Annotated in this window: 14 protein-coding genes; 11 read left to right on the top strand and 3 right to left on the bottom strand. The window is 36.7% G+C overall.

What is annotated here, in order from left to right; all coding sequences use genetic code 11:
• Window positions 1–365 precede the first annotated feature (365 nt).
• From aroE to coaA, 10 genes are all read left to right on the top strand, one after another.
• Window positions 366–1184 carry a shikimate dehydrogenase gene (gene aroE, locus GQR44_RS15250; RefSeq protein WP_166372591.1) on the top strand — a complete coding sequence of 273 codons (819 nt, stop codon included), beginning with the start codon at window positions 366–368 and terminating at the stop codon, window positions 1182–1184.
• A 6-nt stretch (window positions 1185–1190) separates the two neighbouring features.
• A complete protein-coding gene (locus GQR44_RS15245; RefSeq protein ID WP_166372590.1) occupies window positions 1191–1469 on the top strand; it encodes a DUF1488 domain-containing protein in 279 nt (92 codons plus the stop codon).
• A 37-nt stretch (window positions 1470–1506) separates the two neighbouring features.
• A complete protein-coding gene (locus GQR44_RS15240; protein WP_166372589.1) occupies window positions 1507–1770 on the top strand; it encodes a YihD family protein in 264 nt (87 codons plus the stop codon).
• A 38-nt stretch (window positions 1771–1808) separates the two neighbouring features.
• Complete coding sequence (locus GQR44_RS15235; protein WP_166372588.1) at window positions 1809–2009, top strand: DUF4250 domain-containing protein; 201 nt, start codon at window positions 1809–1811, stop codon at window positions 2007–2009.
• A 129-nt stretch (window positions 2010–2138) separates the two neighbouring features.
• The gene (locus tag GQR44_RS15230; protein ID WP_166372587.1) at window positions 2139–2507 is read left to right on the top strand and encodes a hypothetical protein; all 369 of its coding nucleotides are present in this window, start codon (window positions 2139–2141) and stop codon (window positions 2505–2507) included.
• A 337-nt stretch (window positions 2508–2844) separates the two neighbouring features.
• Complete coding sequence (gene ccoG, locus GQR44_RS15225; RefSeq protein ID WP_166372586.1) at window positions 2845–4248, top strand: cytochrome c oxidase accessory protein CcoG; 1404 nt, start codon at window positions 2845–2847, stop codon at window positions 4246–4248.
• 72 nt (window positions 4249–4320) lie between these two features.
• On the top strand, window positions 4321–5310 hold the full coding sequence (locus tag GQR44_RS15220) for a serine/threonine protein kinase (RefSeq protein WP_166372585.1): 990 nt from the start codon (window positions 4321–4323) through the stop codon (window positions 5308–5310).
• Window positions 5311–5361: 51 nt separating this feature from the next.
• Window positions 5362–5970, top strand: coding sequence for a thiol:disulfide interchange protein DsbA/DsbL (locus tag GQR44_RS15215; RefSeq protein ID WP_166372584.1), 609 nt, complete (start codon window positions 5362–5364; stop codon window positions 5968–5970).
• Window positions 5971–6078: 108 nt separating this feature from the next.
• Window positions 6079–6723: a uridine kinase gene (locus tag GQR44_RS15210; RefSeq protein WP_240923669.1), complete on the top strand. Its 645-nt coding sequence runs from the start codon at window positions 6079–6081 to the stop codon at window positions 6721–6723.
• Window positions 6716–7681, top strand: a complete 966-nt coding sequence (coaA, locus tag GQR44_RS15205; RefSeq protein WP_166372582.1) for a type I pantothenate kinase — start codon at window positions 6716–6718, stop codon at window positions 7679–7681. Before GQR44_RS15210 ends, coaA begins: the two co-directional genes overlap by 8 nt.
• A gap of 71 nt (window positions 7682–7752) precedes the next feature.
• On the opposite strand, the gene glpX is transcribed toward coaA, so the two are convergent.
• The 3 genes from glpX to GQR44_RS15190 all read right to left on the bottom strand — a co-directional run bounded on the left by glpX (window position 7753) and on the right by GQR44_RS15190 (window position 10705).
• Window positions 7753–8763, bottom strand: coding sequence for a class II fructose-bisphosphatase (gene glpX / locus GQR44_RS15200; RefSeq protein WP_028869398.1), 1011 nt, complete (start codon window positions 8761–8763; stop codon window positions 7753–7755).
• Window positions 8764–8834: 71 nt separating this feature from the next.
• Window positions 8835–10055, bottom strand: a complete 1221-nt coding sequence (locus GQR44_RS15195) for an aspartate aminotransferase family protein (protein ID WP_166372581.1) — start codon at window positions 10053–10055, stop codon at window positions 8835–8837.
• 65 nt (window positions 10056–10120) lie between these two features.
• A complete protein-coding gene (locus GQR44_RS15190; RefSeq protein WP_166372580.1) occupies window positions 10121–10705 on the bottom strand; it encodes an aminodeoxychorismate/anthranilate synthase component II in 585 nt (194 codons plus the stop codon).
• 78 nt (window positions 10706–10783) lie between these two features.
• On the opposite strand from GQR44_RS15190, the gene GQR44_RS15185 reads away from it, so the two are divergent.
• A complete protein-coding gene (locus GQR44_RS15185; protein WP_166372579.1) occupies window positions 10784–11695 on the top strand; it encodes a TIGR01777 family oxidoreductase in 912 nt (303 codons plus the stop codon).
• Window positions 11696–12078: the final 383 nt, after the last annotated feature.

The following is a 12078-nucleotide window of genomic DNA, read 5'->3' as shown; positions in this document are numbered from 1 at the left end:
GACCACTATATTAACAAACTGCAAAGCTTAACAACACTAACTTACTAGAAAATAAGTATGCTTTAGTTACCAACCTTCAATGATTGAGAAACGCTTAATTTATTTAACCTCAACTCGGGGTAATGAAAACGAAATTTAATCAACAATCAACTAGTTATAGTTTTTCACTGTACAGTGTTGATAGTTTTTTGTAGTTCAAGGCAAATCAGAACAGAAATACACGGAAGTAGTCGTGTTGTATCGCTTTGCTTATCCAGCACTGAGGTTATTTATAATAAAGCGTTGAAAAGTACCTCATAAAATACCCTGAATAACACATACATGATAAATTAACCCTTACTAAATTTATTGAAATCGGAGCTCACATGGATCAGTACGCTGTATTTGGCAATCCAATCAAACATAGTAAATCGCCTTTTATCCACACTTTATTTGCTAATCAAACACAGCAACAGATGTCTTACGGTATTGTTGAAGCACCGGTTGAGGGTTTCACTGCGGCAGTTCAAGCCTTTTTTAACAGTAATGCAAAAGGCTGCAATATTACTGCCCCTTTTAAAGAAGAAGCTTTTCAGTTTGCACAATCATTAACGGATCGTGCACGTTTAGCCGGTGCAGTAAATACACTAAAGAAAACTGATGACGGTTTAATTATTGGTGATAACACTGACGGTGCAGGGTTAGTTTTAGACTTAAAAAATAACCACGTAAACCTAACCGGCGCACGCATTTTATTATTAGGTGCTGGTGGCGCTGCACGTGGAGTATGTAGTTCACTTTTAGCAGAAAATCCTGCACAGTTAACGATTGCAAACCGTACTTTTGAAAAGGCTGAAACCTTGGTCTCTATTTTCAAAGCATTAGGAAATATTAATGCCTCTGAATTTAGTGATTTATCAGGTCCATTCGATCTCATTATCAACTCTACCTCAGCAGGTTTACACGGTAGTTTACCAAATATATCCACGGCATTGATCACCCCAGAAACAGCCATATATGACATGACTTATAATGCTCAAGTAACGGCATTTAATGCATGGGCAAAAGAGAACGGTGCTCGCTTAACCATTGATGGTTTAGGTATGTTAGTTGGCCAAGCCGCAGAAAGCTTTGCTATTTGGCGTGGTGTCAAACCTAGCGCTAAACAAGTGTTAAATGAATTACGTCATAATTTAGCCGGTTAATTTAATATGAATCAAAGCATTATTTTTTCAGATAACGAATACTATAACGATCAGTTGCAACAAGTAGAATTTCAAGCTCAATGCCAAGGGCACTTAATTAGATGTATTATCTCTTGGGAAGCATTAAAAAAATTAAGTGAGCAATCTAATGCGCTAATAAAGGCAAATCAACAATTAGCGTTAATGTTATTTGATAGCGCTCGTTTTGATATTGAAGATCTCGCTGAAGCGTTGATTAATCAACAAGCTTTTAATGAGCATGGAGAAATACTGATCACACCTTAATTAAGTTCTGTATGCACCATTACAAGGAGTCTAATATATGCAAGCTCATCGTATCAATGAAATTTTAGAATTAATAAAGCCTTATTGGTTAAAAAATCAAGAATTGAGTTTATTAGAAATATTACAGCTAATAGCAACTGAATCAGGGTTTGATAAATCGGTTGCAGAGTTAACAGATGAAGTTATTATTTATCACTTAAAAATGGATCAAACTGCAAAAGGTGACATGATCCCTGGCATCGCAAAAGATTGTGAAGATGACTTTGAAACAGCATTATTAAAAGCACGCGGTTTATTATAAAACGGACATAGACTTAATCAATTAAAAGGATAAAGACAATGTTAGAAAATTATAAAAAAATGGATGTTAATATGCTGCTTAGCATCGTTAATATGAAATTAAGAAATGAAAGTGAAACACTTGAAGATCTCTGTGCGACCTATGAAATTGAAAAGTCACTATTACTAGAAAGGCTGGCAAAACATGACTTTGTTTATGATCAAGAGCACCATCAGTTTAAACAGCATTCTCCACAATAAAAATCATCAAAAAAGTAACCCTACTAAGTAAGTAATAGGATGTTATATCAATAACGTCCTATTACTTATTGATTGTTTTAATGTAAAAAAATACACTTCTATCTCTTTAAACCATAAGTGAACTAAAAAATGAAAAAAATTGCTTTAATTCTATTAGGCGGCGCCCTATTAGCTGGTTGTCAAACTACTAGCTCAGACCTTACTTCAACGGCTAACGCAGCAGCAACTTCTGCCACGAACAGTGCAACTAGCTCTGTTAGCAGCTTAACAAGCAACTTACTTAATACAAACTTCCCTAGCCTAAGTTGTTCTGCAATTAAGCAAACTTTTGTTACTTACGAAGCACAAGCAGCAAACCTAGAGTCAGGTTCAAGCATGCTTACAGCAGCAGGTATCAGCGCTGAGAGTACAAAAGCAACACTAGACAGTGCTTACAACACAGCAAAAGCAACTGCAATACCAGTAATGAGTGCTAAAGGCTGTAGCGAAACACTATAAGCATTAGTATTAAATAAAGCTTCGTTTATTACGAAGCTTTATTATTTCAGCTCTAAATAAAGCAAACCATGCAATACCACGATTCTCTTCGTTAAATTATTTATCCCTAATATTTAAATTTAATCATGTCTTTATTTACTGTTAAACACACAGCTAACTAACCTATCAAATCGAGCTCATTCAAGGTAAAAAACAAGTTAAATAATAATCATTATTATTTATAGCTAAGTATCTATTATAAAGCAGTAATTTGATCATAGATTTTGTTTTATCTGTTGCATTTATTCGCTCATAATTCCTTTATAATCGCGATATTATTTATAGCAGGTGTTTACAAATGACGCAGAAAATTAAAATTAAAGAGATCAAGACAACTCATAAAGAAAGTGCCGATCGTTTTAATCCAAGCAATCGTATTTATGTGCGTGCAGCTTACGGCCTTTTTCAGAAAATTCGTAAATTAACAGGTTGGGGTTTGATTTTATTATTCCTCACCATTCCCATGATCCGTTGGGATGGGCATCAAGCAGTTTTATTTGATGTTGATAAGCAACAATTTCATCTTTTTAACATGCTGCTGTTCCCTCAAGACCTAACCTTGCTGGCATGGGTATTTATAATAGCCGCCTTTGCCCTGTTCTTCTTCACTACTTATTTAGGGCGAGTATGGTGTGGTTACACTTGCCCACAAACAGTTTGGACCTTTATTTTCATCTGGTTTGAAGAACGCTTTGAAGGAACTGCTAATAAACGTAAGCGACTTGATCAAATGCCGTGGAGTTTTAATAAGATATGGAGAAAAACAGCAAAGCACACCGGTTGGCTAATCGTTTCATTATTTACAGCGCTTGCTTTTTGCTCTTATTTTGTTCCTGTTGAAACGCTTTATCGTGACTTTTTCACCGGCCAAAGTAGCATGCTTGTATTGTTAATGGTGTTTATATTTACTTTCTCAACCTATGCAAATGCGGGTTGGATGCGTTCTATTTTCTGTATTCATATGTGTCCATATTCGCGCTTTCAATCTGCCATGTTTGATAAAAACACTTATAGTGTTGGCTATGATGCAACACGTGGTGAAAAGCGAGGCCCTCGTTCACGTAAAATAGACCGTTCAGAAACTGAGTTAGGTGACTGTGTCGATTGTGATTTATGTGTGCAAGTATGTCCTTCAGGCATAGATATTCGTGACGGCTTACAATATGAATGTATTAACTGTGGCGCTTGTGTTGATGCCTGTGATGAAACCATGGACAAAATGGGTTATCCAAGAGGTTTGATTTCATATACGTCGGAACAAATATTGGAAGGTAAAAAAACCAAGTTAATGCGTCCGAAAATTATCGGATATGGGTTGATGCTAGTTGTCATGCTTGGCTTATTTTTTATTAATATCGCCACATTAACTAAAGTAGAAATGGAAATTTTACGTGATAGAACATCTTTATATCGTGAAAATGTTGATGGTTTAATTGAAAATACTTATACCTTAAAAGTACTCAATAAAACGATTCAACCACAGACCTACAATATTACTTTTTCAGGGTTAAAAGACGCGACCATGATAGGACCGAAGCAAGTTACTATTAACTCCGGTGAAATATTTACTCAACCTATTTCAATTGCTGTCGACCCTTATGATATTAAAGAGAAGAAAAGAACTATCACTATCAAGCTAACTAACTTAGATGATAGTGACGAAGTAATCCAACAAGATGCTTCATTCTTTCTTGGCTTATAAGCAAATACTATTAAATTAACTTTATTAAGGCGCGCTAATTGTTAGTTGCGCCTTTTTTTGTGGGAAAAAATAATGCAAAACGAACCTTTAAGCTATCAAAAGTTGACACCCGAATGTCAGTTGGATGCCTTGGCAAGCATTGGGATTTATCCTGAAACAGGTTTATTAGCGTTAAATTCTTATGAGAACCGCGTTTACTCATTTAGTGATGAGAATAAACAGCGTTATGTAGTTAAATTTTATCGCCCTAGACGCTGGAGCGAGCAACAGTTATTAGAAGACCATGCATTTAGTCAACGCTTATTAGCGTCGGGCTTAAATCTATCTACGCCACTTATGTTTGATGGTAAAACCTTACACTCGTTTGCAGGCTATCATTTTGCTTTATTCAATAACCTCTCTGCTCGCACTCTAGCAGTTGATAACATTGATAGTTTATATGATGTAGGTATCGCCTTAGGGAAATTACATAAAATCGGCGCTCAGCATCAATTTACCACTAGACCAAATTTCGATATGGTCACCACCATTGAACAAGCTTTAAATAATTTAAAAGGCTGTGAATATATACCGAATACTGTTAAATCCCCTCTTTTCACTGTCATTGAACAAATTCAACAAAAAATAAAAGCGACTCATCCTGTTAAATTAAAATTGATTGCCATTCATGGTGATGCACATGCGAGTAATATACTGCTAAAAGAAGATCAGCCCTATTGGGTCGACTTTGATGATTGTAAAATGGGCCCTGCGATACAAGATATTTGGATGTTACTGAATGGAGACCGTAGTGAACAACAATTACAGTTATCAATGATTTTAGAAGGATACCAAGAAGAATTTGACTTCGATACCAAACAATTACCGTATATTGAGGCGTTACGCACAATGCGCATCATCAATTATGTGAGCTGGATCAACAATAGATGGACAGATCCGGCATTTTCTCGAAACTTTCCATGGTTTATAACTGACCAATACTGGAAAGACTTGCTACAATCCTTGCAACAACAGTTATTATTATTGGATGAAGCTCCTTTAGATCTTCAACCACAGTATTAATTAAAAATAATAAATATCCATTACGACTCTCAATACAATAAAGGAACAAATATGAAAAAGGTTTTTGCTCTATTAATCGGCTTATTCTTATTACCGTTAAGTGTAAACGCGGCTGATTTCAAAGAAGGCACGCATTATGATGTTATTAAACAAACTGCCACAGAAAAGCCTGAGGTTTTAGAGTTTTTCTCTTTTTATTGCCCACATTGTTTTAAATTTGAACCCCTAATGAAAACATTACAAAGCGAATTACCAGCTGATGTAACGGTTAAGAAAAATCACGTTAATTTCTTAGGTGGTAACATGGGTCCAGAAGTCACTAAAGCCTTCGCTGCAGCTGATTTATTAGATGTTAAAGAAGAAGTGACTAGCATTATCTTTGATCACATACATACACAACGTAAACCTATTAATGGCGAAAAAGATATCCTAGCTATTTTTGAGAAAGCCGGTGTATCTGAAGAGGAAGCAAAAGGCGCTTTAGCTAGCTTCCCTGTTAACGGCCTTGCTTCACAAATGAAACGTAATACTGAAAACTTTAAAGTTCGCGGTGTACCAACACTGATTGTTAATGGTAAATATAAAGTAAATACAGGATCAGTGAGAAGCACTGCTGAGTTTGTTGAATTAGTGACATTTTTAACTAAAAAAACTGATTAAATCTGGCACTAAAGTATCCTTATCTAAAATTAAAAGCCACTTTAGTGGCTTTTTTCATTTTTGTGGCATAATAGCGCCGTCTAGATAGGGAGATGATCGTTGAAAACCATGTTTAATAATGCGGCACAAATGAAAAGTGCTATTAAAGAACTACACAACCATAAAGAATCCACCAAAGCACAAGTTGTTGCTATTAGTGGTATTGAAGGCAGTGGCAAACGTGCATTAACCGAAAAAATAGCCGCAGCCCTAAGATTAGATGGTTTAAATGTAGCGGTTATTCATACCGATGATTGGGAAGCGAGTAAAAGTATTCGCTTTAACGTCATGAACAGCCCCGAAGAATATTATTTAAATGCTTATCGCTTTGACGAAATGTTTGAAGAATTAATACTACCCTTGAAATTATTTGGTAGCATTAAAACATCAGTCAACTTAGACGATGCAGAATGCCCGCGTAAAGTAGATTATAACTTTGAGAATATAGATATCATCCTGATCGAAGGTGTTTATCTATTACAAGAGGCGTATTTAGATCTCTATGATTATAGTTGTTGGGTAAAAAGTAATTTTGATACAGCCCTTAAGCGCCTTCATGAACAGGCTAATATTGAAGAGTCTCAAGAGGCACTGGTTAATCTATTTGAGTTACTGATTAAACCTGCAGGGCAATACCACCTCTATGCCGATGACCCAATTGGTAACAGCAAATCCATTTATTTAGAAGAAACAAGCGCAGTGCCTAATGAGTAATCATTCTGCATTCAAGCAACAAGGCTTGCATAGCGCTTATATGCATTTTGAGCGCAATGAATGGGCGCATTTACGCGACAATGTAAAATTAACGCTGTCTGAAGAGGATATCACCCAATTACAAGGTATCAATGAGTCTTTATCAATGCAGGAAGTGGTAGATATCTATTTACCGCTTTCTCGTTTATTAAACTTATATGTGGGTGCGCGCCAATATCGACATACTGTACGTGACAAATTCCTTGATGCGCATAATGAAAAAGTGCCTTACATTATCGGTATTGCTGGTAGTGTTGCAGTTGGGAAAAGTACTTCGGCACGTATTTTACAAGCTTTATTATCACGTTGGCCAGAGCACCCGAAAGTTGCACTCGTAACAACTGATGGATTTTTACGTCCTAATAAAGACCTAGTCGCTCGTAACTTAATGCATCGTAAAGGTTTTCCTGAAAGCTTTGATATTAAAGCGTTAATCGAATTTGTCTCAGCGATTAAATCAGGTAAAAAGAAAATAACTGCACCGATTTATTCACACTTAACCTACGATATTATTCCAGATCAGTCGTTGCAATTTGAACAGCCTGATATTGTTATTTTAGAAGGTTTGAATGTATTACAAACTGCTGCGTTAAACGATCCAGAACAGTCTCATCGAGTATTTGTATCTGATTTTGTTGATTTTTCTATCTTCGTTGATGCGGATACAGAACTCTTAAAAACTTGGTATATTCAACGTTTTCTGAAATTTAGAGAAGGCGCATTTACTGACCCTAATGCTTATTTTCATAGCTATTCAAAGATGACTGAGCGTGAAGCAATCACAATAGCAGCCAAAATTTGGGATGAAATTAATGGTATTAATTTAGAAGAAAATATTCGTCCCACACGTGACCGAGCGAATTTAATTCTAAAAAAATCGATTAACCATCAAGTAAGCCAAGTGAAATTAAGAAAATAATCTTAAAAGTAACTAAAAGTAACTATAAAAAAAGGCGCTAGTAGCGCCTTTTTTTATTTTATTTAACTAATTTAAAGAATAATATCTTTTAAATTAGGATCTTTACGGTCTAAGTAATGCGTTGAATGAATACGGCGCACTGTGCGTGATTTACCACGAACCAATAATGTTTCAGTAGTCGCTAAACGTCCATTAACAGAAACACCTTCTACTAAATCGCCTTTAGTAATACCCGTTGCTGAGAAAATAACGTTATCGTTTTTCACTAGGTCTTCAAGTTTTAAGACTTTATTAACTTCAATGCCAACAGCTTCACAACGAGCAACTTCTTCTTTACCAATGCGAATATTCTCTTCTGTTGGCTCTTTAACCATTGGACGAGGAATAAGGCGTGCTTGCATATTTCCATCCAGAGCACGTACTACAGCGGCTGAAATAACGCCTTCAGGGGCTCCACCAATACAATATAATACATCAACTTGGTTATCTGGCATACAAGCCAATACAGAGATAGCTACATCACCATCAGGAATAGCGAATACGCGTACACCCATGCCCTGCATATCTTTGATGATACGATCATGACGTGGTTTTGCTAATGTAGCGACGGTCAATTCAGATAAAGATTTACCTAGGGCAAATGCAATCGCTTTTAAGTTTTGTTCTAGTGAGCGCTCTAAATCAATCGCATCTTTAGCATTAGGGCCAACAATAAGCTTTTCCATATACATGTCTGGTGCACGTAAGAAGCTACCCTTTTCACCAACAGCGAGTACTGCCAATGCGTTTGATTGTCCCATTGCAGTCATTCGTGTACCTTCAATCGGATCTACAGCAATATCAACCGCATCACCTACACCAGTACCCACATGTTCACCAATATATAACATTGGCGCTTCATCGATTTCGCCTTCACCAATAACAATTTCACCGTCAATATCTATTTGATTAAATATAAGACGCATTGCCTCTACAGCAGCACCATCGGCGGTGTTTTTATCACCTCGGCCTAACCATTTGTATCCTGCTAATGCAGCCGCTTCCGTTACTCGAGAAAATTCTATTGCTAATTCGCGTCTCATCTTATGAGCTCCCAGTTTTTAAATCTAATTGAAGCAAAATATCATTCATTTTCAGAATGACGACTTTGCTCTTAAGTATCTTTATTGACGATATTTTTTACTGCTTGTTTTAATTTCAGCATAGCTTGCTCGATTAAGTCATCTGAAATATTTAAAGCTGGTACAAAACGCAGTACATTTGCCCCCGCCACTAAAATAAGTAGACCTTGCTTAGCAGCCTCTAAAAAGAAAACTTTAGCTTGATCTTGATATTGTTCATTTAATACTGCACCTAACAATAAACCTGCACCACGAACTTCTTTAAAGATAGAAAATTCATCATTAATGGCTTGTAAATGTTGACGTATTAGTTGTTCTTTGTGTTTTACACCAGTTAACATTGTTTCTGTGTTGATAAGGTCGAATGCTTTACCAGCGACGGCACAAGCAAGGGGATTGCCACCAAATGTTGTACCATGAGTGCCTGCGGTTAAGTGTTCTGCAAAACAGGTTTTAGTTAGCATTGCTGCAATAGGGAAGCCAGAGCCCAGTGCTTTAGCTGACGTCAATACATCAGGAGTAACACCTAACCCCATATAAGCAAACAAATGACCCGTTCTACCCATACCTGTTTGCACTTCATCAAAAATCATTAATGCATTATGCTTATCACACAATGCTCTTACACCTTGTGCAAATTCAGGCGTGATCGGTAGAACGCCACCTTCACCTTGTAGAGGCTCTAAAATAACCGCGCAGGTTTTGTCTGAAATAACTTTTTCAAGTGCGTTTAAGTCATTATATTCAAGGTGCGTAATAGCAGCAGGTTTAGGACCAAAACCATCGGAATAAGAGGCTTGTCCACCAGCGGTAACGGTAAAAAATGTACGACCATGAAAACCTTGATAAAAAGCGATAATTTCAGTTTTATCTAGACCATATTTATCAAATGCAACTCGACGCGCCAATTTTAGTGCAGCTTCATTCGCTTCGGCACCGGAGTTTGCAAAAAAGATTTTTTCAGCAAAAGTATTCTCGACTAACTTTTGTGCCAAGCTTAATGCTGGCTCGTTAGTATAAATATTACTAACATGCCATAACTTTTGGGCTTGTTCGGTTAAAGCTTTTATTAGTTCAGGGTGTGCATGGCCTAATGCATTTACCGCAATACCACCAGTTAAATCAATATATTCATTATCTTGTTGATCCCACACTCGTGAACCTTCACCGCGCACAGGGATCATCTCCAACGGAGCATAATTTGGCACCATAACTTGATCAAATAGCGAACGGGTAATGTGAGTGTTTGACATAAATAGTTCCTTTAACGGGTTGAAAGATGAAGAATATAGGGTTTATCGAAGCTTAATATACGCACTTATTCCGACAATCCAAGATCTTGCTTAATAAAATTATTAAGCAGTGTTAAACCTTGCTCAGAGCGAATACTTTCAGGGTGAAATTGTACACCTTCTAAAATAAACTCCTTATGACGAATAGCCATAATTTCTTGGCTTTGAATAACTCTTGCAGAAACATCAAAACAGGTAGGCAAACTTTCTTCTTGTACAATTAAACTATGGTAGCGAGTAACATTTAAGGGATTATTCAAACCTGTAAATACACCTTTATTATCATGACTAATCAATGAATTTTTACCATGCATTACTTTATTAGCACGGATCACATTAGCCCCAAAAACCTGTGCAATACTTTGATGCCCTAAACACACGCCTAAGATCGGAATTTGTCCCGCAAAACGCTCAATAGCAGCTAACGACACTCCGGCTTCATTAGGTGTACAAGGCCCTGGAGAAATAACGATATGCTCAGGGTTTAGGTCAGCAATTTCCTGTAAACTAATTTGGTCATTGCGTTTAATGATCACTTTCTGCTGTAGCTCACCAAAATACTGAACTAAGTTATAAGTAAAGGAGTCATAATTATCGATCATTAACAGCATAATTCTGGTTCATCTAAAAAATAAAGATCCATTTTATCATTACTAACGTATGTAGTCCTAATAGATTAAGGAGTCACTATGAGTAAAGTAACTGAAAATAAAATTAATGTACTGATCACTGGCTCATCAGGTTTAATCGGTAGTTCATTGGTACCTCTTTTAAATACTCATGGTTACAATGTTTATACTTTAAGTCGTACTCCTAATGCCTCTTCACCTTATTGGAATATTCAAGCTAAAGAAATACAGCTAAACGGACACCCTAATCCAGACATCATCATTCATTTAGCTGGAGAAAATATAGCGAAGTCACGATGGACAGATCAAGTAAAAGAAAAAATAAGCAAAAGCCGCTTACAATCAACACAACTAATAGTCGATTACATCAATAACTCTGATACACCACCCAACTTGTTCATTTGTGCTTCTGCAATTGGATTTTATGGCAATAGTGGCCAACAACCCGTCGATGAAGAATCAGTTAAAGGCACCGACTTTGTCAGCCAATTAGCATCACAATGGGAATATGTTAGTCAACAAGTAGATCAAACTAAGACTCGCGTTGTTAATATACGCACCGGTATCGTTTTGAGTAAAAAAGATGGCGCATTAGCTAAAATGCTAACGCCTTTTAAAATGGGAGTAGGAGGAAGAATAGGTAGTGGTAAACAAATGATGAGCTGGATAGACTTGCAAGATGAGTTGAATGCCATTTTATTTATTATGCAACATCACTCTTTGTCAGGACCTATTAATCTAGTTGCTCCGAATCCCGTTGATAACAAAACTTTTTCAGTCATATTGGCTAACACTTTAAAACGACCTTGTATATTTCCATTGCCAGCATTGATGATTAAGATTTTATTTGCACAAATGGGAGAAGAGTTATTGTTATCCAGCACTAATGTACGACCAACAAAATTGATAAAAGCAGGATTTAAGTTTAAGTATGAATTATTAGAAGGTAGCTTGAAAAGCCAGTTGGCGTGAATTAAAAACCAGAAAAAGGAAAGGGCAGCCGAAGCTGCCCTTAATTTAGTCTCTCTATCGAATCCGTGATAGTTGATGCTCCATGCGTTACATCCCTTTGACCATGCCATACTAGGCGTCCACTTCCCAACTCCTTTGGGCTCGTCCTTGTAACATCCGTATTAGATAACATCCTGTTTATCCATCATCTCCCTTTCCTTAGGAGGTGTCCTTCTTTGTCATCTTGACTTAATACCCACAATCCTAGTAGATACTAAAAACTCTATCCTAGAGTGTCCTTTCTTCCGTGACTATAAAACATCCTGTTTTATAAACTCTCATCCTGAGAGGTCCAATTGTCATCCTGACAATGCGTTGGTTCAATGTTTACATCCTGTAAATCA

This window comes from Psychromonas sp. SA13A (assembly GCF_011378715.1).
Classification (GTDB): domain Bacteria; phylum Pseudomonadota; class Gammaproteobacteria; order Enterobacterales; family Psychromonadaceae; genus Psychromonas.
The sequence above is the reverse complement of the archived record's forward strand: the minus strand, read 5'-3'. Positions and strand labels throughout refer to the sequence as shown.

Bases quoted from the DNA above. Each gene is read 5' to 3' on its own strand.
- GQR44_RS15235 (WP_166372588.1), top strand. From the start codon at position 1,809: ATGTTAGAAAATTATAAAAAAATGGATGTTAATATGCTGCTTAGCATC.
- ccoG (WP_166372586.1), top strand. From the start codon at position 2,845: ATGACGCAGAAAATTAAAATTAAAGAGATCAAGACAACTCATAAAGAA.
- GQR44_RS15185 (WP_166372579.1), top strand. From the start codon at position 10,784: ATGAGTAAAGTAACTGAAAATAAAATTAATGTACTGATCACTGGCTCA.
- coaA (WP_166372582.1), top strand. From the start codon at position 6,716: ATGAGTAATCATTCTGCATTCAAGCAACAAGGCTTGCATAGCGCTTAT.
- GQR44_RS15230 (WP_166372587.1), top strand. From the start codon at position 2,139: ATGAAAAAAATTGCTTTAATTCTATTAGGCGGCGCCCTATTAGCTGGT.
- GQR44_RS15220 (WP_166372585.1), top strand. From the start codon at position 4,321: ATGCAAAACGAACCTTTAAGCTATCAAAAGTTGACACCCGAATGTCAG.
- glpX (WP_028869398.1), bottom strand. From the start codon at position 8,763: ATGAGACGCGAATTAGCAATAGAATTTTCTCGAGTAACGGAAGCGGCT.
- GQR44_RS15215 (WP_166372584.1), top strand. From the start codon at position 5,362: ATGAAAAAGGTTTTTGCTCTATTAATCGGCTTATTCTTATTACCGTTA.
- GQR44_RS15195 (WP_166372581.1), bottom strand. From the start codon at position 10,055: ATGTCAAACACTCACATTACCCGTTCGCTATTTGATCAAGTTATGGTG.
- GQR44_RS15210 (WP_240923669.1), top strand. From the start codon at position 6,079: ATGTTTAATAATGCGGCACAAATGAAAAGTGCTATTAAAGAACTACAC.
- GQR44_RS15240 (WP_166372589.1), top strand. From the start codon at position 1,507: ATGCAAGCTCATCGTATCAATGAAATTTTAGAATTAATAAAGCCTTAT.
- aroE (WP_166372591.1), top strand. From the start codon at position 366: ATGGATCAGTACGCTGTATTTGGCAATCCAATCAAACATAGTAAATCG.
- GQR44_RS15190 (WP_166372580.1), bottom strand. From the start codon at position 10,705: ATGCTGTTAATGATCGATAATTATGACTCCTTTACTTATAACTTAGTT.
- GQR44_RS15245 (WP_166372590.1), top strand. From the start codon at position 1,191: ATGAATCAAAGCATTATTTTTTCAGATAACGAATACTATAACGATCAG.